This window comes from Synechococcus sp. CBW1004 (genome assembly GCF_015840715.1).
Lineage (GTDB): Bacteria > Cyanobacteriota > Cyanobacteriia > PCC-6307 > Cyanobiaceae > Cyanobium.
In genome coordinates this window covers 1,320,792-1,343,654 of the sequence record NZ_CP060397.1, presented here as the reverse complement: position 1 = coordinate 1,343,654, position 22,863 = coordinate 1,320,792, and the positions used below count along the sequence as shown (strand labels likewise).

21 protein-coding genes are annotated in these 22,863 nt (G+C 70.4%); 12 read left to right on the top strand and 9 right to left on the bottom strand.

Annotation, left to right across the window (positions count from 1 at the left end):
- Positions 1–26 precede the first annotated feature (26 nt).
- From polA to H8F25_RS06480, 8 genes are all read left to right on the top strand, one after another.
- Positions 27–3,170 (top strand): DNA polymerase I, encoded by a 3,144-nt coding sequence (polA, locus tag H8F25_RS06515; RefSeq protein ID WP_197212632.1) that lies wholly within the window; start codon positions 27–29, stop codon positions 3,168–3,170.
- 93 nt (positions 3,171–3,263) lie between these two features.
- The gene (gene rfbA, locus H8F25_RS06510; RefSeq protein ID WP_197212630.1) at positions 3,264–4,226 is read left to right on the top strand and encodes a glucose-1-phosphate thymidylyltransferase RfbA; all 963 of its coding nucleotides are present in this window, start codon (positions 3,264–3,266) and stop codon (positions 4,224–4,226) included.
- A gap of 1 nt (position 4,227) precedes the next feature.
- Positions 4,228–4,812 (top strand): dTDP-4-dehydrorhamnose 3,5-epimerase, encoded by a 585-nt coding sequence (rfbC, locus tag H8F25_RS06505; protein ID WP_197212628.1) that lies wholly within the window; start codon positions 4,228–4,230, stop codon positions 4,810–4,812.
- Entirely contained in the window at positions 4,809–5,711 is a 903-nt protein-coding gene (gene rfbD, locus H8F25_RS06500; protein ID WP_197212627.1) for a dTDP-4-dehydrorhamnose reductase, read from the top strand. The genes rfbC and rfbD overlap by 4 nt, the downstream gene beginning before the upstream one ends.
- A gap of 78 nt (positions 5,712–5,789) precedes the next feature.
- Positions 5,790–6,905 (top strand): dTDP-glucose 4,6-dehydratase, encoded by a 1,116-nt coding sequence (rfbB, locus tag H8F25_RS06495; RefSeq protein WP_197212625.1) that lies wholly within the window; start codon positions 5,790–5,792, stop codon positions 6,903–6,905.
- Between the two features lie 68 nt (positions 6,906–6,973).
- Positions 6,974–8,197 carry a hypothetical protein gene (locus tag H8F25_RS06490; protein WP_197212624.1) on the top strand — a complete coding sequence of 408 codons (1,224 nt, stop codon included), beginning with the start codon at positions 6,974–6,976 and terminating at the stop codon, positions 8,195–8,197.
- A gap of 19 nt (positions 8,198–8,216) precedes the next feature.
- The gene (cysS, locus tag H8F25_RS06485) at positions 8,217–9,704 is read left to right on the top strand and encodes a cysteine--tRNA ligase (protein WP_197212622.1); all 1,488 of its coding nucleotides are present in this window, start codon (positions 8,217–8,219) and stop codon (positions 9,702–9,704) included.
- A gap of 49 nt (positions 9,705–9,753) precedes the next feature.
- Entirely contained in the window at positions 9,754–10,419 is a 666-nt protein-coding gene (locus tag H8F25_RS06480; protein WP_197212620.1) for a hypothetical protein, read from the top strand.
- Here H8F25_RS06480 and H8F25_RS06475 read toward each other — a convergent pair.
- The 4 genes from H8F25_RS06475 to H8F25_RS06460 are packed head-to-tail and all read right to left on the bottom strand — an operon-like array spanning position 10,363 to position 14,258.
- The gene (locus tag H8F25_RS06475) at positions 10,363–11,454 is read right to left on the bottom strand and encodes an IS630 family transposase (protein ID WP_197210262.1); all 1,092 of its coding nucleotides are present in this window, start codon (positions 11,452–11,454) and stop codon (positions 10,363–10,365) included. The two genes, H8F25_RS06480 and H8F25_RS06475, sit on opposite strands and share 57 nt — an antisense overlap.
- A 57-nt stretch (positions 11,455–11,511) precedes the next feature.
- Complete coding sequence (locus H8F25_RS06470) at positions 11,512–13,029, bottom strand: glycosyltransferase (RefSeq protein ID WP_197212618.1); 1,518 nt, start codon at positions 13,027–13,029, stop codon at positions 11,512–11,514.
- A 26-nt stretch (positions 13,030–13,055) separates the two neighbouring features.
- Entirely contained in the window at positions 13,056–13,958 is a 903-nt protein-coding gene (locus tag H8F25_RS06465) for a glycosyltransferase family 2 protein (RefSeq protein WP_197212616.1), read from the bottom strand.
- Positions 13,959–13,967: 9 nt separating this feature from the next.
- Entirely contained in the window at positions 13,968–14,258 is a 291-nt protein-coding gene (locus H8F25_RS06460; protein WP_197212614.1) for a hypothetical protein, read from the bottom strand.
- Between the two features lie 91 nt (positions 14,259–14,349).
- Between H8F25_RS06460 and H8F25_RS06455 the strand changes: the two genes are divergently transcribed.
- Positions 14,350–15,591, top strand: coding sequence for a 1-deoxy-D-xylulose-5-phosphate reductoisomerase (locus H8F25_RS06455; RefSeq protein ID WP_197212612.1), 1,242 nt, complete (start codon positions 14,350–14,352; stop codon positions 15,589–15,591).
- Positions 15,591–15,989, top strand: coding sequence for a ferredoxin (locus H8F25_RS06450; RefSeq protein ID WP_197212610.1), 399 nt, complete (start codon positions 15,591–15,593; stop codon positions 15,987–15,989). Before H8F25_RS06455 ends, H8F25_RS06450 begins: the two co-directional genes overlap by 1 nt.
- Here H8F25_RS06450 and H8F25_RS06445 read toward each other — a convergent pair.
- The 4 genes from H8F25_RS06445 to H8F25_RS06430 form a co-directional block, all read right to left on the bottom strand.
- Positions 15,973–17,037 (bottom strand): YheT family hydrolase, encoded by a 1,065-nt coding sequence (locus tag H8F25_RS06445; protein WP_197212608.1) that lies wholly within the window; start codon positions 17,035–17,037, stop codon positions 15,973–15,975. The genes H8F25_RS06450 and H8F25_RS06445 overlap by 17 nt on opposite strands.
- Positions 17,038–17,126: 89 nt before the next feature.
- Entirely contained in the window at positions 17,127–18,560 is a 1,434-nt protein-coding gene (locus tag H8F25_RS06440) for an NAD(P)(+) transhydrogenase (Re/Si-specific) subunit beta (RefSeq protein WP_197213536.1), read from the bottom strand.
- Positions 18,561–18,610: 50 nt separating this feature from the next.
- Entirely contained in the window at positions 18,611–18,901 is a 291-nt protein-coding gene (locus tag H8F25_RS06435) for an NAD(P) transhydrogenase subunit alpha (RefSeq protein WP_197212606.1), read from the bottom strand.
- Positions 18,898–20,079, bottom strand: a complete 1,182-nt coding sequence (locus H8F25_RS06430) for an NAD(P) transhydrogenase subunit alpha (RefSeq protein ID WP_197212604.1) — start codon at positions 20,077–20,079, stop codon at positions 18,898–18,900. The genes H8F25_RS06435 and H8F25_RS06430 overlap by 4 nt, the downstream gene beginning before the upstream one ends.
- Before the next feature lie 211 nt (positions 20,080–20,290).
- Here H8F25_RS06430 and H8F25_RS06425 point away from each other — a divergent pair, with 211 nt between their 5' ends.
- On the top strand, positions 20,291–20,872 hold the full coding sequence (locus H8F25_RS06425) for an EF-1 guanine nucleotide exchange domain-containing protein (RefSeq protein WP_197212602.1): 582 nt from the start codon (positions 20,291–20,293) through the stop codon (positions 20,870–20,872).
- A gap of 135 nt (positions 20,873–21,007) precedes the next feature.
- On the opposite strand, the gene H8F25_RS06420 is transcribed toward H8F25_RS06425, so the two are convergent.
- On the bottom strand, positions 21,008–21,175 hold the full coding sequence (locus tag H8F25_RS06420) for a hypothetical protein (RefSeq protein WP_197212600.1): 168 nt from the start codon (positions 21,173–21,175) through the stop codon (positions 21,008–21,010).
- Positions 21,176–21,374: 199 nt separating this feature from the next.
- On the opposite strand from H8F25_RS06420, the gene H8F25_RS06415 reads away from it, so the two are divergent.
- Positions 21,375–22,847 (top strand): DEAD/DEAH box helicase, encoded by a 1,473-nt coding sequence (locus H8F25_RS06415; protein WP_197212599.1) that lies wholly within the window; start codon positions 21,375–21,377, stop codon positions 22,845–22,847.
- Positions 22,848–22,863 lie beyond the last annotated feature (16 nt).

Sequence of the window (22,863 nt, the reverse complement as noted above, 5' to 3'; positions counted from 1 at the left end):
CCCGACCTGACCCTGCCCCCAGCCCTGTGGCCCCCGGCACCAAGCCCCTGCTGCTGCTGATCGATGGCCACTCGCTGGCGTTTCGCAGTTACTACGCCTTCAGCAAGGGAGAAGGCGGCGGCCTGAGCACCAAGGAGGGCATCCCCACCAGCGTCACCTACGGCTTCCTCAAGGCCCTCCTGGACAACTGCAAGGGCCTGCGGCCCGATGGGCTGGTGGTGGCCTTCGACACGGCTGAGCCCACCTTCCGGCATGAGGCCGACGAGGCCTACAAGGCCCACCGCGATGAGGCCCCGGCGGAGTTCTTCCAGGATCTGACCAACCTGCAGCGGATCCTGCAGGAGGGGCTCGATCTGCCGCTGGCGATGGCGCCCGGCTACGAGGCCGACGACGTGCTCGGCACCCTGGCCAACCGCGCCGCTTCCCAGGGCTGGCGGGTGCGCATCCTCTCGGGCGATCGCGATCTGTTCCAGCTGGTGGATGACGAGCGGGACATCGCCGTGCTGTACATGGGCGGCGGCCCCTACGCCAAGAACAGCGGCCCCAGCGAGATGCGCCGCGAGGGGGTGATCGCCAGGCTCGGCGTGCCCCCTGAAGACGTGGTCGATCTCAAGGCTCTCACCGGCGACAGCTCCGACAACATCCCTGGCGTCAAGGGCGTCGGCCCCAAGACCGCCATCAATCTGCTCACCGCCTACGACCACGTCGACGGCATCTACGCCGCCCTCGAGGCGCTCGAGCAGGCGGGCCCCAAGGCCAGGGATCCCAAGGGGGTGCTCAAGGGCGCCCTGCTGCAGAAGCTGCGCGACGACAGGGAGAACGCCTACCGCTCGCGCATGCTCGCCGAGATCCTGGTGGACATCCCGCTGCCGCAGGAGCCGCGGCTGAAGCTGGGAACGGTCAACTCAGACGCCCTGGCGGGCAGCCTCGAGGAGCTGGAGCTGCATTCGCTGGCGCGGCAGGTGGGGCGCTTCGCGGAGCTGTTCTCGGCCGAGCCGCCGCCCAGCGTCGATGGCGGCCACGGCGATGCACCCGTCCCTGCCCCAGCCCGTCAGGACCGTGGCCGCCGCGCGTCGCAGTCCGGGGATGGCACCGCCGTGGCCCCGCCGGCGATGCACGCGGAGGAGCAGCCCGGAGCCGTGGCTGCCGTTGCCGGTCGTCCTGATGGCTCCGCGCCTGCAGCCGGCGCCGCTCCTGAGCTCACTCCCGAGCTGATCACCACCCCGGCCGCGCTGGAGGCCCTCATGGCGCGGCTGCTGGCCTGCACCGATCCGGCGGCGCCGGTGGCGCTCGACACCGAGACCACCTCGCTCAATCCCTTCCGCGCCGAGCTGGTGGGGCTTGGCCTGGCCTGGGGCGAGGGCCCCGCGGATCTGGCCTACATCCCGATTGGCCACAAGGTGGCGGCAGCGGCTGACGCAGGCGTGGAGGCGGATCTGCTCAGCGGCCTGTCCGCCACAACCGCCGCTGCGCCCCAGGCCGATGCCCCGTCGCCGGCCGCTGACAGCCCCAGCCAGCTGCCACTGGAGGTGGTGCTCACGGCCCTGGCGCCCTGGCTGGCCAGCGCCGCCCACCCCAAGACCCTGCAGAACGCCAAGTACGACCGGCTGATCCTGCTGCGCCATGGCCTGCCCCTGGCCGGGGTGGTGATGGACACCCTGCTGGCGGACTACCTGCGCGACGCCAATGCCAAGCACGGCCTGGAGGTGCTGGCCCAGCGCAACCTCGGCTTCACCCCCGCCAGCTACGGCGAGCTGGTACCCAAGGGCGCTGATTTCTCGGTGGTGCCGATCGCGGCGGCAGCGCAGTACTGCGGCATGGATGTGCATGTCACCCGCCGGCTGACACCCCTGCTGCGCGGCCAGCTGGAGGCGCTCGGCCCGGCCCTGCCGGCGCTGCTCGATGACGTGGAGCTGCCGCTCGAGCCGGTGCTGGCCCAGATGGAGGCCACCGGCATCCGCATCGACACCGCCTATCTGTCCGAACTCAGCGTCGAGATGGCGGCCAGCCTGGAGCGGCTCGAGACGGAGGCCCGGGCCACGGCCGGCGTCGACTTCAACCTCGCCTCGCCCAAACAGCTGGGTGAGCTGCTGTTCGACACCCTCGGCCTGGACCGCAGGAAGTCGCGGCGCACCAAGACCGGCTGGAGCACCGACGCCGCCGTGCTGGAGAAGCTGGAAGACGACCACCCGGTGGTGCCGCTGGTGCTGGAGCACCGCACCCTCAGCAAGCTCAGGAGCACCTATGTCGATGCCCTGCCGGCCCTGATGGAGCCGGAGACCGGCCGGGTGCACACCGATTTCAACCAGGCGGTCACCGCCACCGGCCGCCTCTCGAGCAGCAATCCCAACCTCCAGAACATCCCCATCCGCACCGAGTTCTCGCGGCGGATCCGCAAGGCCTTCCTGCCGGAGCAGGGCTGGACGCTGATCAGCGCCGACTACTCCCAGATCGAGCTGCGCATCCTGGCCCACCTCTCCGGCGAGGAGGTGCTGATCGAGGCCTATCGCAACGGCGACGACGTGCATGCGCTCACCGCCCGCCTGCTGCTGGACCGGGACCCGGGTGAACCCGTCAGTGTCGATGAGCGCCGCCTCGGCAAGACGATCAACTTCGGGGTGATCTACGGCATGGGGGCCCAGCGCTTCGCCCGTGAGGCCGGTGTCGGCCAGGCCCAGGCCAGGGAGTTCCTCAGCAAGTACAAGCAGCGCTATCCGAAGGTGTTCGCCTTTCTGGAGCTGCAGGAGCGCCTCGCCCTCAGCCGCGGCTATGTGGAGACGATTCTGGGCCGGCGTCGGCCGTTCCCCTTCGATCCCGGCGGCCTGGGTCGCCTGCTGGGCAAGGATCCGCTTGAGATCGACCTGGAGGTGGCCCGCCGCGGCGGCATGGAGGCCCAGCAGCTGCGCGCCGCCGCCAATGCCCCGATCCAGGGCTCCAGTGCCGACATCATCAAGAAGGCGATGGTGGAGCTGCACCACCAGCTGCAGGGTCGCGGTCTGCAGGCCCGGCTGCTGCTGCAGGTGCACGACGAACTGGTGCTCGAGGCCGCCCCTGCTGATCTGGAGGCCACCGTCGCCCTCACCCGCGCGGTGATGGAGCAGGCCGTGACCCTCTCGGTTCCCCTGCGGGTGGAGACCGGCACCGGGCCGAACTGGATGGAGGCCAAGTGAGAGCCGGTCATCGCGTTCTGGATGAGACACTGCCCCAGGGAGTGTGTCCCGCTCCCCTAACGCTTCCCTGCCTGCACCGAGGTGATCCCATCCGTGAATGAGCCCGGTTCTCCACCGCAGCGCAAGGGCCTGATCCTGGCCGGCGGCAGCGGCACGCGCCTGGCGCCCCTGACCGGCGCCGTCAGCAAGCAGCTGATGCCGATCTATGACAAACCGATGATCTACTACCCGCTCAGCACGCTGATGCTGGCGGGAATCCGTGAGGTGCTGATCATCACCACCCCCACCGATCAGCCGGCCTTCGAGCGGCTGCTGGGGGATGGGTCGGCCTGGGGGATGACGATCCGCTACGCGGTGCAGCCCAGCCCCGATGGCCTGGCCCAGGCTTTTCTGATCGGCGCTGATTTCCTGGCCGGCGACGCGGCTGCGCTGGTGCTCGGCGACAACCTGTTCCATGGCCACGACCTGGTGCCGCAGCTGCAGAACAGTCACGCCAGCCGCGAGGGCGCCACGGTGTTCGCCTATCCCGTGCGCGACCCGGAGCGCTACGGCGTGGTGGATTTCGCGCCCGACGGCACGGTGCTGAGCCTGGAGGAAAAACCGGCCCGGCCGCGCTCGCGCTACGCGGTGACCGGCCTCTATTTCTATGACGACACCGTGGTGGAGCGGGCCCGCCAGGTGCGCCCCTCCGAGCGCGGTGAACTGGAGATCACCGATCTCAACCGCCTTTATCTCGACGAGGGGCTGCTGCGGGTGGAGCTGATGGGCCGCGGCATGGCCTGGCTCGACACCGGCACCCCCGATTCGCTGCATGAAGCCGCCAGCTACATCCGCACCCTGGAACACCGCCAGGGTCTCAAGGTGGGCTGCCCGGAGGAGGTGGCCTGGCGGCTCGGCTGGATCGATGACCAGACGCTGGAGCGGCTCGCCCAACCCCTGCGCAAGAGCGGCTATGGGGCCTATCTGATGCAGCTGCTGGCCGATGGCCCGGCGCACGGCGCCGGCGTGGGGGTGCCCATGGCCGTGGCCGGCCTCCAGGCTGGTGGGAGGGGCTGAGATGCAGGTCGAGTCCTTTGCCCTCCACGGCCCGCTGCTGCTCACGCCGCGTCTGTTCGCCGACGAGCGTGGCTTCTTCCAGGAGAGCTGGAACCAGCGCAGCTTCGCCGCGGCCCTCGGGGTGGAGCTGGAGCAGGTGCCGGTGTTCCACCAGGACAATCACTCCCGCTCCAGCCGCGGTGTGCTGCGCGGCCTGCACTACCAGCTGCCACCCGAACCCCAGGCCAAGCTGGTGCGCTGCGTCAGCGGCGCGATCTTCGATGTGGCGGTGGATCTGCGCCGTTCCTCGCCCAGCTACGGACAGTGGGTGGGGGCGGTGCTGAGCGACGAGAACCACGCCCAGCTGTGGATCCCGGTGGGCTTCGCCCACGGCTTCCTCACCCTCTCGGAGAGCGCCGACGTGCTGTACAAGGCCAGCGGCTTCTGGAGCCGCGACTGCGAGCGCTCGCTGCGCTGGGATGATCCGGCCCTGGCGATCGCCTGGCCCCTCGATCAGCTCGGCGGCCTTGATCCGCTGCTGGCGCCCAAGGACGCCGCCGCACCGGATCTGACGGAGGCCGAGGTGGCCGGAGACGTCTTCCCATGACCGGCGCGCCTGTGCGGGTGCTGCTCACCGGCGCGGCGGGCCAGCTAGGGCAGGCCCTGGTGGCCGCCGCACCGGCCCACTGGCAGCTGATCGCCTGCGGCCGCAGGGAACTGGATCTGGCCGACCCCGAGGCCTGCCGGCAGGCGGTGCGGCAGCACCGACCCGACTGGGTGCTCAATGCCGGCGCCTACACCGCCGTGGACCGTGCCGAGAGCGAGCCGGAGCTGGCCCTGGCGGTGAATGCCGGGGCGCCGCAGGCCTTCGCCGAAGCCCTCGCCGGGCAGGGGGGACGGCTGCTGCAGGTGAGCACCGATTTCGTCTTCGATGGCGAGCAGGGCCACCCCTATCGCCCCGGGCAGCCCGTCAGCCCGCTCGGCGTGTATGGCGCCACCAAGGCTGAGGGTGAACGCCGCATCGCCGCCCTGCTGCCGGCCGATCGGGTCTGCGTGCTGCGCACCAGCTGGGTGTACGGGCCCGTCGGCCGCAATTTCTGTCTGACGATGCTGCGGCTCCATGCCGAGCGCGCCGCGGCGGGCCAGGAGCTGGCGGTGGTGGCCGACCAGGTGGGTTGCCCCACCGCCACCCCTGGTCTGGCGGCCGCCTGCATCGCCGCCCTCGATCGGGGCGTTTCGGGGCTGCAGCACTGGAGTGATGCCGGCGCTGCCAGCTGGTACGACTTCGCCGTGGCGATCGGCGAACTGGGGGTGGCGGCGGGGCTGCTGCAGGGCGCCGCCGCCGTGCGGCCGATCGGCACGGCCGACTATCCGACACCGGCCCGCCGGCCCAGCTACTCGCTGCTGGAGTGTGGCGCGACCCGCCAGGCCCTGGGACTGGCGCCGCAGCACTGGCGCTCGGCCCTGGCCGGGGTGCTGGACGCTCTGGCGGCCCGCGGCGGCTGAGCGCAGCCATCACGCTCCCGTCGGACGGCCCTGCCCGTCTCCCCCGCCGCCTTCCCTCCTTTCTCTGTCTGCCGCCCGATGACCTCCGCCCCCCTGTTCGATCTCCCCGAGCTGCTGGGTGATTGCCGCCGCGTGCTCGTCACCGGCGGGGCTGGCTTCATCGGCGGGGCGGTGGTGCGCCGGCTGCTCACTGGCAGCAGCGTCACCGTGTTCAACCTCGACAAGCTCGGCTATGCGGGGGATCTCACGAGCATCGAGGCGGTGCTGGCGGATCTCGGTGCCGCCGCCGAGGGGCCCGAGGGGCCGCGGCACCGGCTGCTGCAGGTGGATCTGTCCGACGGGGCGGCCACCGAGGCGGCGGTGCGCCAGGCCGATCCCGATCTGATCCTGCATCTGGCTGCTGAAAGCCATGTGGACCGCTCGATCGAGGGGCCCGGCGCCTTCGTCAGCAGCAATGTGGTGGGCACCTTCCACCTGCTGGAGGCGGCCCGCCGCCACTGGGAGGGCCTGAGCGCCTCCCGCCGGCCGCACTTCCGGCTGCATCACATCAGCACCGACGAGGTGTTCGGCTCCCTGAGAGCCACGGGACGCTTCAGCGAGACCACCCCCTACGACCCGCGCAGCCCCTACTCGGCCAGCAAGGCCGGCAGCGACCATCTGGTGAATGCCTGGCACCACACCTACGGCCTGCCGGTGGTGCTCACCAACTGCAGCAACAACTACGGCCCCTGGCAGTTTCCCGAGAAGCTGATCCCGGTGGTGATCCTGCGCGCCCTGGCCGGCGAGCCGATCCCCCTCTACGGCGACGGCGCCAACGTGCGCGACTGGCTGTACGTGGAGGATCACGTCGATGCGCTGCTGCTGGCCGCCACCCGCGGGCAGGCGGGGCGCAGCTACTGCGTCGGCGGCTATGGCGAACGGGCCAACCGGGAGCTGGTGGAGCGCCTCTGTGACCTGCTCGATCGCCTCCAGCCGGAGGGAGCTCCCCACGCCCGCCTGATCACCCGTGTCACCGACCGCCTCGGCCACGACCGCCGCTATGCGATCGACCCGGCCCGGATCGAAGCGGAGCTGGGCTGGCGCCCCCGCCACGACCTGGAGAGCGGTCTGGAGGCCACGGTGCGCTGGTATCTGGCCCACCGCCCCTGGTGCGAACGCATGCAGCAGCGCCTGCAGGCCGGCCGCGGCGGCTAGCGCTCTGCCGGACCTGGCTGGGAAGGGCCGAGTCCTGTAGATTGCGCGGGCTTGCGGCTTGACGGGGGTTGACGGTGTCGCTGAATCTCCGCCTGTTGTCTTTTTTGAAGCGTCAGGGTCCTTCCTTATTTTCGCAACCTTTGTCGCTCAGCTCCTCCAGGGCTGATCGAAGCTTGTTGTCGAATCAGTCCGATCGGACGCAGGTTCTCGCCGGCCTGCCGCTGTTGTTTGCTTTCCACTCCCTGTCTCTGTTGACGGGTCTCGCTCCTGCGGCTCAGGCGGCATCCCCTCAGCAGACCGTTCCGGTGTGGGGCGCGTCCCGGGTTGTGAGCACCGCTCCTGTCTGGACCGCCGCCCCTGCTCAGCCCGCGGACTCCGGCTGGCAGACGATCGATGCCAGCCGTCCCCAGACCTCCACCTGGCAAAATGGGCCCGCCGATGTCGCCCGGCCCCCTTCGACCGGCATTGCCAAGGTGCGTGGCGTCGGTCGGGGCTTTACGGTCAATGGTTATCCCTATCCAGATATCGGCATCAAGTTGCCCAATGCTTTTGCCCAGGATCAGCAGTTCATTTTCTCTGGGCAACTGGCGGGTACCAGTCGCACACGAACCTGTAGCGTGCCAAATGGTGAAAGCTGGACAGAGTGCGCTGATGGTGAGATTCTGCTGGAGGTCACGCCGCTGCGAGGGGCTAATGCCAGTCTTGGCCTGAATTGGACGATACAGAGTCTCAGCGACCGTAACACCAGTTTTGGTTCGGCACAGAGTCTTGGCTTCAAGGGGGCTCTCAACCTTACTCCAACCCTTGGTATTGCCTTCGGGGGTGAACAGATCGTGCAATTCGACAATCAAACGGACTTGGGTCGTAATTATTATCTATTGTTGTCCCAGGCAGTGCCTCTCTCGCGTGCGGAAAAGCCTGCTGTGCTGGTGGCTACTGCGGGCATTGGCTCGGATTTCTTCGGCTACAGTGGTAATGGCGTCTTAGGGCAGACTAACTGCATCGGTGGCAATAATATCAGTAGCAACAATTACCCCAAGGGTACCGATTGCTACTGGGGGCCTGTGGGTGCAGTCAGCCTGGCGGTCAGTGATCGTCTGTCGTTCGGGGTGGAATGGTTCGGCTATGGGCTTGGTGCCGGTGTCTCGTTGCGCCCCTTCAATGATCTGCCATTCACCGCATCGTTTTACGCGATTGATTTCCTCGGTAATACCCCCTCCTACATCCAGGACACCTGTACGAATGATCCCTGTGAGACTCGATACTACGGCCGTCTGACTTATTCGTTCTGACCAGCGGCTGCTTCCTGTTTTGACCCTTCGGCTCACCAATACCCTCACCCGTAGCAAGCAGGATTTCGTGCCGCTCGACCCGCCTCGGGTAAGCATCTACTGCTGCGGCGTCACCGTCTACGACCTCTGCCACCTCGGCCATGCCCGCAGCTACATCGTCTGGGATGTGCTGCGCCGCTATCTGATCTGGCGTGGCTATGCGGTGACCTTCGTGCAGAACTTCACCGACATCGACGACAAGATCCTGCGCCGTGCCGCCGAGGAGGGCAGCACGATGGAGGCGGTGAGTGAGCGCAACATCGACGCCTACTTCCAGGACATGGATGCGCTCAACATCCTGCGCGCCGATCGCATGCCCCGGGCGACGCGCTGCCTCGATGGCATCCGCACCCTGATCGGTGAGCTGGAGGCGAAGGGGGCCGCCTATTCCGCCGATGGCGATGTGTTCTTCGCCGTGATGCAGCAGGCGGATTACGGCAAGCTCTCCGGCCGGGACATCGAGGAGCAGCGCGAGGGCGCCAGCGGCCGCACCGGCAATGAGGAGGAGGCCCGCAAACGCCATCCCTTCGACTTCGCCCTCTGGAAGGGCGCCAAACCCGGCGAACCGAGCTACCCGTCCCCCTGGGGGCCGGGCCGGCCGGGCTGGCACATCGAATGCTCGGCGATGGTGCGCCAGGAGCTGGGCGACACGATCGACATCCATCTGGGGGGCGCCGATCTGATCTTTCCGCACCACGAGAACGAGATCGCCCAGTCGGAGGCGGCCAGCGGCCAGCAGCTGGCCCGCACCTGGCTGCATAACGGCATGGTCAATGTCGGTGGCGAGAAGATGAGCAAATCGCTCGGCAACTTCACCACCATCCGCGCCCTGCTCGAGAGCGGTGTCAGCCCGATGACGCTGCGCCTGTTCGTGCTGCAGGCCCACTACCGCAAACCGCTCGACTTCACCGCCGAGGCCCTGGAGGCCGCCGCCACCGGCTGGAAGGGCCTCGATGCCGCCCTGGTGCTGGTCGACGCGGAGACGGGAACCGGCGTTGACGACGCTCAGGACGCCGTCTCCTCGGCCAGGGTCGCCTCAGAGGCCGCGGCGCTGCCCCCCGAGCTGGCCGCCGCCCGCGACCGCTTCATCGCGGCGATGGACGACGACCTCAACACCGCAGCGGCGCTGGCAGTGCTGTTTGAGCTGGCCCGGCCGCTGCGGGCCCTCGCCAATCGGGTCGAACGTGGGGACCAGGCCGCCGCTGAGGAGGCCCGCGGGGGCGAACTGCAGGCCCGTGGCGCCCTCCTGGCCGAGCTGGCCGCCGTGCTTGGCCTGCGGGCGGAGCGTCCGGGGCAGGCCGCCGCCGGCCCGGGCGATGCCGAGATCGAGGCGTTGATCACCCGGCGCCTGCAGGCCAAGGCCGCCCGCGACTTCGCCACGGCCGATGCGATCCGGGCCCAGCTGAAGGTCCAGGGGATTGAGCTGATCGACCGGCCCGGCGGCGTCACCGACTGGCTGAGGAGCTGAGGGGCGGCCGTCCCTAGCCTCCCTTCCACACGGCCGCCGTGGAGGCGAGGTGGACGCAGCCCTGTCTCCTCTGCAGCTGGCGGGCTTTTTGCTGGCGTCGTGGGCGGTGATCGGCAACGACTCCCTGCAGACGCTGGGCCCCTTCCTGCAGGCGAACCGCGGCCGCACGCCCCGCTGGCTGCAGGCGCTGGCCCTGTGCGCCGTGCTCTGCGGTGTGCTGCTGCTCGGCTGGTGGCGCAACGGCGGCGACGCCAGCTGGGGGCGGCTGGCCTCCTACCCGGCACCGGAGCTGTTCGGCTGGCCGGAGCTGCTGCCGCCTCTGGCGGTGCTGCTGCTCACCCAGGCGGGGGTGCCGGTGAGCACCTCGTTTCTGGTGCTGACAGCCTTCTCGCCCGCCAACCTGCCGGCCCTGCTGCGCCGCTCGCTGCTGGGCTACGGGCTGGCGCTGGGGGTGGGGCTGCTGGTCTACGGCGCCGCCGTCCTGGCGGGCCGGTGGTGGGCGGCGCGGTCCGCGACCGCCGGAGCAGAGCAACCGGGGGGATGCGAGGGCGGCGGATCGGTGGCGGTGGCAGGTGCGGCCCTGGTGCTGCAGTGGCTGGCCAGCGGCTGGCTGTGGAGCCAGTGGCTGATCCAGGATCTGGCCAACCTCTTCGTCTACCTAGTGTGCCGTCCCAGAGATTTGCGCACAAAGCCGCTGGAGCTTCTCCAGGATTGAGTCAGCTGTCGCCGTCCAGTTGAACGGGGCCTTGGTCGTGTTGTAGGCGGCCACAAACTGCTCGATCCTGGCGATCAGCTCTTTGACGCTGGAGAAGCTGCCGCGCCGGATTGCCCGCTGGGTGATCAGTCCAAACCAGCGCTCCACCTGGTTGAGCCAGGAGGCGTAGGTGGGGGTGTAGTGGACGTGGAAACGGGGACGCTGGGCCAGCCAGGCACGCACCTTGGCGTGCTTGTGGGTGCAGTAGTTGTCCACGATCAAGTGCAGGTCCAGATCCTCGGGGACGGACTTCTCGATCTGCCTGAGGAACCCCAGGAACTCCTGGTGGCGGTGCCGGGGTTTGCACTGAGTGATTACCTCACCGGTCGCCACGTCCAGCGCGGCAAACAGGGTCGTGGTGCCGTGGCGGATGTAGTCATGCGTCACACCCTCCACGTAGCCCAGCCCCATGGGCAGCAGCGGTTGGGTGCGGTCGAGGGCCTGGATCTGCGTCTTCTCGTCGACGCAGAGCACCATCGCCTTGTCGGGCGGGTTCAGGTACAGGCCAACGATGTCCCGAACCTTCTCCACAAAGAACGGATCGGTGGAGAGCTTGAACGATTTCTGCCGGTGGGGCTGGAGCGAGAAGGTCTGCAGCCAGCGGTGAACCGTGGACTTGGAGATCCCTGTTTCTGCGGCCAAAGTCCGAGCGCTCCAGTGCGTGCTGCCATCGGTTGGCTTGCTCTGCAGGGCTCGGTTGATCACCTCCGCCACCGTGTCGTCCTCATAGGTCCGCGGGCGGCCTGAACGGAGCTCGTCGTGCAGCCCCTCGATCCCCAGATCGAGGTAGCGCTGCCGCCATTTGCCCACCGTTGCGCTGCGAACGCCAAATCGCTTGGCAACTGAGGTGTTGGTGTCACCAGCTGCGCAGGCCAGGACGATCTGCGCCCGCTGAACGATCGAATGGGGCAAGGACCTTGATCCAGCCAGGCTCTGGAGCTGGCTGGCCTCATCAGCCGACAGCTCCAGAGGAGCCATGGGGCGCCCGCTTGGCATGAAACGACCCCCTCGGGAGACACTTCATATTGTAGCGGCTATTTGCGGGACGGCACACTAGGGCCAGCCGCGGCCCGCCAGCTCGCGGGGGCGGCCATCGGTGGTTTCGAGGCTGCAGGCCCGGGGCCACCAGGGAGCGGCCTGGGCCATCGCCCCGGGCCAGCGCCGCTGCAGCAGGGCCTGGGCCGGCCCCCAGGTGGCGCTGCGGCTGAGGTCGCGGCTGGCGCCCTCGTGATGCAGGAGGGTGGCCTCCGGGCAGACCACATGGCGCAGGCCGAGGTGGCCGAGCCGCAGGCAGAAGTCCACGTCATTGCCCTCCACCGGCAGCGCCGGATCGAAGCCGCCGCTGCGCTGCCACAGCGTCCGGCGCACCATCAGGCAGGCGCCGGTGACGGCCGGCCAGCCGGTGAGGAACCCGGCGCGGCCCCGATGGGGCAGCCGCGTCGGCGAGAGATGGCGGTAGGGATGCTCACAGCCCTGGCCCAGCGGCGGCAGCAGGCCGGCGTGCTGGAGGGAGCCGTCGCGATAGAGCAGCCGGGCGCCGACGGCTCCGATCGCCGGGCGCAGGGCCTGGCCGACCATCACCGCCAGCCAGTCGCTGCCGGAGGAGGGAGCGGGCGCCTCGATGTCGTTGTTGAGGAACAGCAGCAGCTCGGCGCGGCTGGTGGCGGCGGCGCGGTTGTTGAGCAGGCTCCAGTTGAACGGTTGATCGAGCGGCAGCACGTGCAGGCGGCTGCCGGGGCGCTGCCGCCAGTGGTGCAGCAGCGCGGCGGTGGCCTCAAGGCGGGAGCCGTTGTCCACCAGGATCCACTCCAGATCCAGGCCGCGGCGGCGGGCCACCGCGGCGTTGGCCTCGACGCTGGACAGGCAGCGCTGCAGCAGATCGGGCCGGTCGCGGCTGAGCACCACCACGCTCATGCGCCAGGTGGGCGGTACGGCCCAGCTGAGCCCGAAGCGCGGCTCCTCAGTGGCGGCGGACCCGCTGGTAGTGCCGGCGGTGCTGGTGAGGGCAGGGAGGGGCTGCACCAGCACGGGGCCCTCGCCGCTGCGCCGCAGGTGGTCGGCCAGGGCCGCGGCCAGCGTGGCAGTGGGTAGTGCACCAATGCCGCCGGGCATCCCGCTGGCGTCGCCCGTGCGGCGGTGGATCAGGATCCGCGGCAGGTGGGCGAGGCGCGGGCGCTGCTCCAGGGCCCGCAGCTGCCACTGCCATTGGGCGAGCCCGTCCGGCCCGCCACCGCCCGCCGCGCCACTGCCCGCTGCCACGCTGCCGGCAGCGCCGGAGGCGCCGGAGGAGGGAGGGGGCCAGAGGCCGTGGCACTGCAGCCAGGAGATCCGCCAGAAGGAGCCGCTGCCCAGCCAGGGGGTGCTCCAGAAGCTCTCCGGCACCCAGCCGGGCTTGAACCAGGGGGCGTGGCGCCGGCCCGCCCCATCCAGGCGGTCCTCGTCGCCGTAGAGGAGATCGGCGCCGTCTCCCTGCCGTGCCAGCCAGCCCCGCAGCCAGGCCAGGGCACCGGGGCGCAGCACGGCCTCGGGGGCGAGGTCGGCATGCCAGTCGGGCGGCAGGGTGTCGGGCACGCCAGCGGCGGCGGCCAGCGGTGGCTCTAAGCCCTGGCACCACACCCGGTAGGCGGCGTTGCTGAAGCCGTCGGCCAGCCGCTCGCCGCCGAACAGGCCCAGGCCCTCATGGCGCTGTAGCAGCGGCGCGATCCAGGCCTGGTCGGGCAGGGCCTCCAGGGCGGCGCGGTAGGCCGCCGCCGCCTCCCCCCAGCGCTGCTCGCGGCTGAGCAGCTCGGCGGCGGCGAAGGCGTTCCAGCCGAGGGCGGGGGCCTGGCGCCAGCTCTGCAGCTGCAGGGCCAGATGTAGTCCCAGGTGTCGCAGTCACCCCGGTGCACCCGCTCCAGGCAGGAGGTCCAGTAGCGGGCGAAGCGGCGGCCCCCCAGGTCCTCCAGCCAGCCCTGGTCCCGGAAGGCGGGCCATCCCTGCAGGTCGGCGTCATAGGCGGCCCAGGCCCGCCGCCAGCTCGCCCAGCCCCAGCAGTGGTTGTAGATGGAGAAGTAGTAGCTGGCCCCGTCGCGCGGTCGTTGTGGCTGGAAGTTGCTGCCGCTGATCACGCCCACCCGCCGGTCGTCGCGGTAGCGCTCCAGCAGCTCGCTGCAGAACGCGAAGAAGGCCGGCGAGGCCACGATGTCGTCCTCCAGCACGATGCCCTCCTCCACCTGCGCGAAGAACCAGTCGATCGCCTCGCTCACGCCGCGGCGGCAGCCCCGGTTCTCCTCGCGCAGCAGCAGCGTCAGCTCACAGGGCCAGTCGATCGCGGTCTCGATCAGCTGGCGCGTGGCAGCGCAGGCCTGCAGCTCGGCGGCGTCGTCCGGCCGAGGCCCGTCGCAGGCCACGAACAGCCTGCGGGGCTGAACCACCCGCAGCGCCTCCAGCACCCGGGCGGTGGTGTTCGGGCGCCGGTACGCCAGCAGCAGCACCGAAGTCAGCCGGGGGTCGCGGGCCATGGCGAGGCCTCAGGCGCCGCCCCCGCCCCCCGGCGGGCGCTGCTGCCGCATCACCGCCTCCAGCTTGCGGATCCGCACCAGCGTCGCCTGCCAGATCTCCAGCCGGAAGGCGGCCTCCGTTTCGCCGCCGGCCACGGCTTCGCCCGAGGCCACGGCTTTGCCCGATGCAACCGCCTGGCGGCAGCCCTCCACCAGGGCCTCCAGATCTTCGCCCCGCTCGAAGGCCTCCCACAGCTGGCGTTCCAGCCGGGCGCGCTCGATGAAGTTCCAGCGCTGCAGCCAGCCAGGCAGGGAAGCCACGGATCGGGGTTCGAGGTGGGGCCAGTTAAGCCGACCCGGCCGGTCACCGCCGGTGGGACACTGGGACGCCATCGCACCCGGGAGCCCCGCCGTGAAAGCCATCGCCGTGCTGGGGTCCACCGGATCGATCGGCACCCAGACCCTGGAGATCGCCGAGGAGTTCCCCGACCGCTTCCGCGTCGTCGCCCTCACCGCCGGCAACAACCTCGATCTGCTGATCGAGCAGATCCGCCGCCACAGCCCCGAGGTGGTGGCCCTGGCCGATGCCGGGCGCGTGGCCGACCTGCGCCAGCGCCTCGCTGCCCTGGAGCCCGCCCTGCAGCCGCGTCGCCTTCCCGAGATCCTCGGGGGTGGGGAGGGCCTCTGCGCCGTCGCCGCCTGGCCCACGGCCGAGCTGGTGGTCACCGGCATCGTCGGCTGCGCCGGCCTGCTGCCCACCCTGGCCGCGATCCGCGCCGGCAAGGATCTGGCCCTGGCCAACAAGGAGACGCTGATCGCCGCCGGCCCGGTGGTGCTGCCCGAACTGGCGACATCCGGCAGCCGCCTGCTGCCCGCCGATTCCGAGCATTCCGCCATCTTCCAGTGCCTGCAGGGCACCCCCTGGCCCGACACCGCCCGCCTCAGCACCGGTGTGCCCACCCCCGGCCTGCGGCGCATCCAGCTCACCGCCAGCGGCGGCGCCTTCCGCGACTGGGATCCGGCCGATCTGCACAAGGCCACCGTGGCCGATGCCACCAGCCACCCCAACTGGAGCATGGGCCGCAAGATCACGGTGGATTCGGCCACCCTGATGAACAAGGGCCTGGAGGTGATCGAGGCCCACTATCTGTTCGGTCTCGATTACGACCACATCGAGATCGTCATTCATCCCCAGTCGATCATTCATTCGATGGTCGAGCTGGCCGATTCCTCGGTGCTCGCCCAGCTGGGCTGGCCCGACATGAAGCTGCCGATCCTCAGCTGCCTCAGCTGGCCGGAGCGGATCGACACCCCCTGGCGTCGCCTCGATCTCACCGCCGTGGGCAGCCTCACCTTCCGCGACCCCGATGCCTCCCGCTATCCCTGCATGGGCCTGGCCTACGCCGCAGGGCGGGCCGGCGGCACGATGCCCGCGGTGCTCAACGCCGCCAATGAGCAGGCGGTGGCCCTGTTCCTCGAGGAGCGCATCCACTTCCTCGACATTCCGCGCCTGATCGAGCAGGCCTGCGAGCGGCACACCGCCGATCTGACGGCCGATCCTTCCCTGGAGACCGTGCTGGAGATGGATGCCTGGGCGCGTCGTCAGGTGCAGGAGGAGGCCGCCCGCGTCGAGCCGCGCCTCCTGCACGCCTGATGGCCGCCTTCCCGCCCGAAGGGGTCCGGGTGCAGCATCACCTGCTGCTCTGCGCCACCCCCACCAAGGCCCTCTGCCATCCCGATCCGGCCGTCGGAGCCGCCAGCTGGGAGGCCCTCAAGCGCCTGGTGCGCGAGCTCGGCCTGGAGGATCCGGCCCGCCCCGAGGGGGTGGTCTGGCGCAACAAGGCCGACTGCCTGCGCGTCTGCAGGGAGGGTCCGGTGCTGCTGATCTGGCCGGAGGGGATCATCTACGGCGGTGTCTCCGCCGAGCGCATCGAGCGGATCGTGCGGCAGCACGTGATCGGCGGCGTGCCCGTGCAGGAGTGGATCCTCAGCCGCACCCCCCTGGCCCCCCCCCCGGCGCTCACCTCCCCGGCGCTCACCTCCCCGGGCTGAGGCGTTTCCGCAGCCAGCGGGCCGTGAGCCGGTCGCTCCAGCAGCCGTTGGGGCTGTCGCCGGGGGCGTGAAAGCCGTTGTGCCCGCCGGACTCAGGCAGGCACAGCTCCACCCTGGGGTTCAGCGCTTCGCCGTGCAGGCGGCGTTGCTGAAGCGACAGGGCCGCGTCTGCCGGCACCCAGGGATCGTCGATCGCCTGCAGCACCAGAATCGGCGGCAGGGGAAGATCGCTCGTCAGCCAGCGCAGCGGGCTGGCGGCCGTGTAGTACGCCTCCACCGAGGCATGACCCCAGCGGGGGGCGGTGACCAGGGCATCGAAGGCGCGGATCGAGCGGGGGCGTTCGGCGGAGCTCAGGGCCCTCCGCAGATCGGCCTCGATGCCGTACGGATCCTCCAGCACCTGCTGGCGCAGCCTGCGCACCAGCCAGCGCTGATAGAGACGGTTGCGCCGCCGTTCGAACTGCCGTGAGCAGGCCTCAAGATCCAGAGGGCTGCTGAGGCAGGCGAGGGCATCCAGTCCGCTCTCCCCCTGGCGTCTCGCCGCCACCTCGGCGTTGAGCAGGATCGCTCCGCCCAGGGAGATGCCGGCCCCCGCCAGGGGCAAGGGTGCGCCGGCCATCCCGAGCTCGGCGGCGAGCCGGCGGGCCATCTGCAGCACCGGCAGCAGGTCGCGGTTGCACTCGGCCGCGTAGCTCCCCGGGGCCAGGGCACGGCCCTCGCCGGCCCCGCGAAGGTTGAGCCGCAGCACGGCGAAGCCTTCGAGCCGCAAGGCCATCGCCAGGCGCCTCGTGCCCTGGCTCTCGCTGGACCCGCCCAGCCCGTGGCTCAGCAGCACCAGGGCGTGGGGTGGTCCTTCGATCGGCCGATCCAGCAGGGCGAGCAGGCTGGCCCCGCCTTCCAAGGGCACCTGCAGCGCCTGACCCTGCTGCGGATCGGGGACGCTGACGGCGCGCAGGGTGTCCCGCAACGTCTGCAGGTCGCCGTCCAACCAGGGGGCCCGGGGGCGGAAGGGGGAGATCCCGAGCTCCTCGAGGATCGACTGCTGCATCGGGTCGGCCAGGGCTGACGCAGGGAGAGGACTGTGATCATCACCCTGCCGCCCCGTGCGGCCAGGCCCCTGGGGCCCAGGGAGCGGCCTCAGGCCGCCACCTTCTGCTTCGCCTTGCCCACGCCCATCTCACGCAGCTCGCCGAGGAGGCCGTTCAGCACCGCCTTGGCGTCGCCGAACACCATGGCGGTCTGGGGCAGCTCGAACAGGGCGTTGGCGATGCCCGCGTAGCCGGCCCCCAGGCTGCGCTTGACCACGAACACCTGGCGGGCCTGATCCACCTCCAGCACGGGCATGCCGTACAGGGGGCTGTTGGGATCACGCTTGGCGTCGGGATTCACCACGTCGTTGGCGCCGAGCACGATCACCACGTCGGTGCGCGGGAACTCGGGATTGATCAGGTCCATCTCCACCAGCTGCTCGTAGGGCACATCGGCCTCGGCCAGCAGCACGTTCATGTGGCCCGGCATGCGGCCCGCCACGGGGTGGATGGCGTAGGTCACCTCGGTGCCGTTGGCCTCCAGCAGCTTGGAGAGCTCGCGCAGGGCGTGCTGGGCCTGGGCCACCGCCAGGCCGTAGCCGGGCACGAACACCACCCGCTCGGCAGTCTCCAGGGCCATGGCGCATTCCTCGGGGCTGCAGCTGGTGATGCGCGTGTAGCCGGCTTCACTGCCGCCACCGCCCACCGCCGGCGTGCCGCCCAGAGCTCCTCCGAACAGCACCGACACCAGCGAACGGTTCATCGCCGTGCACATCACCTGGGTGAGGATCAGGCCGGCGGCGCCGACCATGGCACCGGCGACGATCAGCAGCTGGCTGCCCACCACGAAGCCGGCGGCGGCGGCGGCCACGCCGGAATAGGAGTTGAGCAGCGAGATCACCACGGGCATGTCCGCCCCACCGATCGGCAGGGTCACGCCGATGCCCAGCAGGGCGGAGCCCAGCGTCAGCAGGATCAGGGGCAGACCGCCGGGGTCGCCGGGCAGCAGCAGCGCACCGATCAGGCAGGTCACCGCCAGGGCGATGTTGACGACGTGTCGCAGCGGACTCTGGGTCCAGCCGGGGGTGTCGAGCCAGCCCTGCAGCTTCGCCATCGCCACGATCGAGCCGCTGAAGGTGATCGCGCCCACGAACACCGAGACGGCGATTGAGATCAGGCCGACCAGGTCGGCACCCTCGGCGTCGTAGAGCGAGACGCCCAGGGCCACCAGCAGGGAGGCCAGGCCGCCGCAGCCGTTGAACAGGGCCACCACCTCCGGCATGGCGGTCATCGGCACCCGCTGGGCCGTGAGCAGGCCGGCCAGGCCACCGGCGGCGCTGCCGGCGGCGATCCACAGCCAGGTGCTCGCAGAGGGGTTCAGGTCGATCAGCAGACCGAAGACCGCCAGAGCCATCGCCGCAGCGGCCAGCTGATTGGCGCCACGGGCGGAGCGCACCTTGCTCAGGCCCTTGATGCCGAGGGCCAGCAGCAGCACCGCCACCAGGTCGATGGCGCCGCTCAGCCAGTCGATCGAGAGGTTCATCGGCAGCGACAGTCCCAGCAGACTGGGCAGGTTGGGAGTCAGGAACGTCATCAGCGGTCTCCCTTGCGGCGGAACATGGCGAGCATGCGGTCGGTGACCAGGAAGCCTCCGACGACGTTGTAAAGGGCGAAGCCCAGCGACAGGGCGGCGATCGCCTGCAGGACGACGTTGCCTTCGGCCTTCTGCAGCAGCGTCAGCGACGCCAGCACCGTGATGCCGCTGATCGCGTTGGCGCCGGACATCAGGGGGGTGTGCAGGGTGGGGGGCACCTTGCCGATCAGTTCGAGGCCCAGGAGGCTGCCGAGCAGCAGCACCCACAGGGCCTGGGAGAAGGCGCTCATCGGTTCACTCCAACGGGTTGGCTGTTCGCTTCGGAAGGGCGCTGACGGCTGGCCTGGCCGCCTGGATCGACCACATCGGGGCGGCGGCAGGCTCCCTCATGGGTGAGCAGGCAGCCTTCGAGGATCGGATCGGCGGGATCGAGGTTCCAGCCCTCCTCGCCCTTGATGTGCTCCACAAGGGCGGCGATGTTGCGGGCGTAGAGGGCACTGGCGTGGTTGGGCACCGAGGCCGGCAGGGCATCGGCGCCGATCAGCAGCACGCCGTTGCGCTCCACCGTCTCGCCGGGCACGGTGCCGAAGCAGTTGCCGCCCTGGGCCACCGCCAGGTCCACCACCACCGAACCGGGCCGCATGCCATCGAGCATCGCCTCGCTGATCAGCCTCGGCGCTGCCTTGCCCGGCACCTGGGCGGTGCAGATGACCATGTCGGCGAGCGCCAGCTGCTCGGCCAGCTGCTGGCGCTGGGCCGCCAGAAAGGCCTCGCTGGCCTCCTTGGCGTAGCCACCCGCTTCGGCGGGTTTCTCGGCGATCTCCGGTGGATCGAGGAAGCGGCCGCCCAGCGATTCCACCTGCTCCTTGACGGCCGGGCGCACGTCGGAGACGTAGACCACGCCGCCGAGACGGCGGGCGGTGGCCACCGCCTGCAGGCCGGCGACCCCGGCCCCCAGCACCAGCACCCGCGCCGGCTGGATCGTGCCGGCTGCGGTCATCAGCATCGGCACGTAGCGATCGAGCGCTGAGGCCGCCAGCAGCACCGCCTTGTAGCCGGCGATGTTGGCCTGGGAGGAGAGCACATCCATCGACTGGGCCCGGCTGATGCGCGGCAGCAGCTCGAGGGCGAGGGAGGCGGTGCGCCGCTCGCACAGGATCTGCACCAGATCGTGGGCCCCATAGGGCGCCAGCAGCCCCACCAGCAGGGCGCCGGAGCGCAGCTGCTGCAGGGCCGCCGGGGCGGGGGGATGGAGGCAGAGCACGCCGTCCACCCCGTCCCAGGGCAGGCGGTCGGAGGCGACCAGGTCGGCTCCGGCGTCGCAGTAGTCAGCGTCCAGGTAGCCGGAGGCCAGGCCTGCGCCCTCCTCGATCTGCAGCTGAATGCCGTGGGTGTGCAGCCGCCGGACGGTTTCAGGAGTCGCGGCCACCCGGCGTTCCCCGGAGGCCTGCTCCCGGGGGACCAGCATCGTGAGCAAGTGAACTCCGCGGCAGGAGTTTTCATTAGAAGAACTCCGGCCGGCTCGACAAGCCGCCGTTGACGCAATGTGCGGACACCCCCACCGGCCGGGGTCTCCGGACCGTCCGCCTTGCAACGCCAATGCGCAGATTTCCTGAAGCCCCTGTCTCCCTGACAGGCCTCTGGCTAGGGATGAGGCTCCCGCGCATTCCGCTCTCCCGATGGCTCTTTCCGCCCTCGACTGCCCCAATGGTGTCTGTCACAGCCATCACGGCGGCCACGCCGTCTCCCGTGAGGAGGTGCAGCGCAACCTGGCCGACCACGGCAGCGACTGGTGTGAGCGCCTGGCCGAGCGCATCTATGAGATCGCGGTCGACAGCTTCTCCCAGACGGTGATGCCCGATCTCCAGCGCCAGGGCTGGCAGCGGCGCCATCTGGAGTGGGAGTTCCGCCTCGCTGAGGAGCGGGCCGAGGTGGAGCGCACGATGGTCGATGGCGCCATCAACGCCATGGAGAGCTTCCTGCGCAGCTCGGAGGTGCAGCGCCTGTTCGTGAAGGAGCTCGTGCTCGGCACCCTGGCCGAGGCCAGCAGCAGCCCGCTGCGGGGGCTGGGGATCCGCTATCTGATCGAGGAGGAGCTGCTCGGCTTCCTGCGTGACAACCGCGACGACCTGCTCGATCGGGTTGCCGGGCGGCTGCTGGAGGAGGCCGGTGGTGATGTTCAGCGGGCCCGCGACGGGGCCGATGCCGATCTCGCCGAGCTGGAGCATCTGCTGATCAATCACGCCGAGGCGGTCGGCTGAACACCCACCGGCGCCCGGCAGGAGCCGTCAGTCCCGTCCGCGCGGGCTGCTCCTGCTCCTGCCGGCCCTCACCCCCCCCACTCCACCGCGGCGGGACAGGGCCTGCAGCGCCAATGGCGCCTCCTCAATCCCGGCTCAGAACAGCGGCTGCAGCTCCTGCTCCAGACAGGCGGCCTGGGGCAGGGCTCCCTGGTGACGCAGCAGGCGCATGCGCAGGATCATCGGGTCGATGTCGCACTCCTGCTGCCAGCAGCGCTCCAGATGGGCGCGCCGTTCGGGGCGTGGATCCGTGGGCTGGGCCATGACGGCAACGGGGCCGGAGTCCCGGGGGCTGTTGGCCGGAAGCTAGGGACGCTCCGGGCAAAGCTCATGAGAAGTCCTACTCAACGTCAGGTTTCCGCGGGCCTGTGCACCGCCGCCCATGGGGTGCCGGTCCTCAGGGGCGTTGGCGCCGTGAAGCGGCGGGGTGATGGTCCGGGTCAGGGCCCTCCAGAATCGGGCGATGGCGTCACCGTCCTTTGAACTCGGCCCTGCGGCCCGCGAGACGCTGCGGCAGGAGGGTGGAGCGGTTCAGCCGCGCCAGTGGCAGCGCCAGCTGATCCAGTTGCTGCGGGCCCGGATCGTGGCCGGATCGCCGGCCGGCGCCGATGTGCTCGTCCATGCCGGTCCGGGTGCCGGCAAGACCCTGGGGGCCCTGCTCGGCTTCCGGCAGCTGCGCAACGAGGGGCGCCTGGGCCGCTTCGTGGTGTTCTCCCACCGCAGCTCGATCGCCCGCCAGTGGCGGCAGGCCGCCGATCGCCTCGGCCTCCAGCTCCTGGAGTGGGAGGCAGGGGACGACCGCCCCGAGGTCCGGCAGGGCGATGGCCTGCTGATCAGTTATCAGTCGGCTGCCCGTCATCGGCGCCGCCTCGAGCTCGAGCTGCGCCACGAGCTGCGCGGCGCCCCCTGGCTGGCGATCGCCGATGAGGTGCACCACCTCGGTGTCGACCCGCTCGAGCCGGAGGCCACCGCCTGGGGCCATGCCTTCAGCCGGCTCACCGGCGCGGCGCAGCTGCGCCTGGGCCTCTCCGGCACCCCTTTCCGGGCCGACAACCTGGCCTTCTGTGCAGCCAGGCGCCTGCGGGTGGAGCGCCAGGGTGAGGTGTGGGAGCGGATCGTGCCCGATCTCTGCGTCGAACCCCAGCGCCTGATCGTCGCCGGCGATGTGCGGCCGCTGGAGTTCCACTTCCAGGACGGCTGGGTGGAACACGGACGCCGCCCCGAGGCCTCGGACCGTGAGACATCACCCCTCTCGGCAGAGGAGCGCGAGAGCTGGCGGGCCCGCAATCTGCGCCGCGCGATCCGGATCGGGGATGGGGGCGGCATCGCCTTGCGGCTGCTTCTGCAGGCCCGTCGCCGCCTGGAGCGGCTGCGGGAGGGTCACCCGGGCGCGGGTGGACTGGTGATCGCCCGCGACATCGAGCATGCCCGCAGCATCGGTGCCCTGTTGCAGGAGCAGGGGGACCGGGTGCATCTGGTCCATTCCCAGGACCCGGAGGCGGTGGCCCGGCTCGCGGCCTTTCAGGCGGGCGAGGCCGACTGGCTGGTGAGCATCGACATGTGCGCCGAGGGCTTCGATGCGCCGCGGCTGCGGGTGGTGGCCTACCTCACCACCGTCGTCACCCGCAGCCGCTTCGTGCAGGCGATCACCAGGGCGGTGCGCATGGATGGCGAGCGTGCCGCGCTCGAGCCCGTGCCCCGCCAGGCCTCACATGTGTTTGCTCCCGCTGATCCGCTGCTGATCCGCTACGCCCGCAGCTGGTCGCTGAGCGAGCCCTATCTGATTCGAGCCAGCGCGGCACCCGCCCCAGCGGCCCAGGCCGCGGCTGGAGGGAATCCCGCCCTACTTCCCCTGCAGGCGCTGGCGGATGACGCCGGCGAGGTGATCCGCCTGCGCGGCCCGCAGCTGCCGCCGTTTCTGGGCCGCAGCGCCTGAGCGGCGCGCCTCAGGC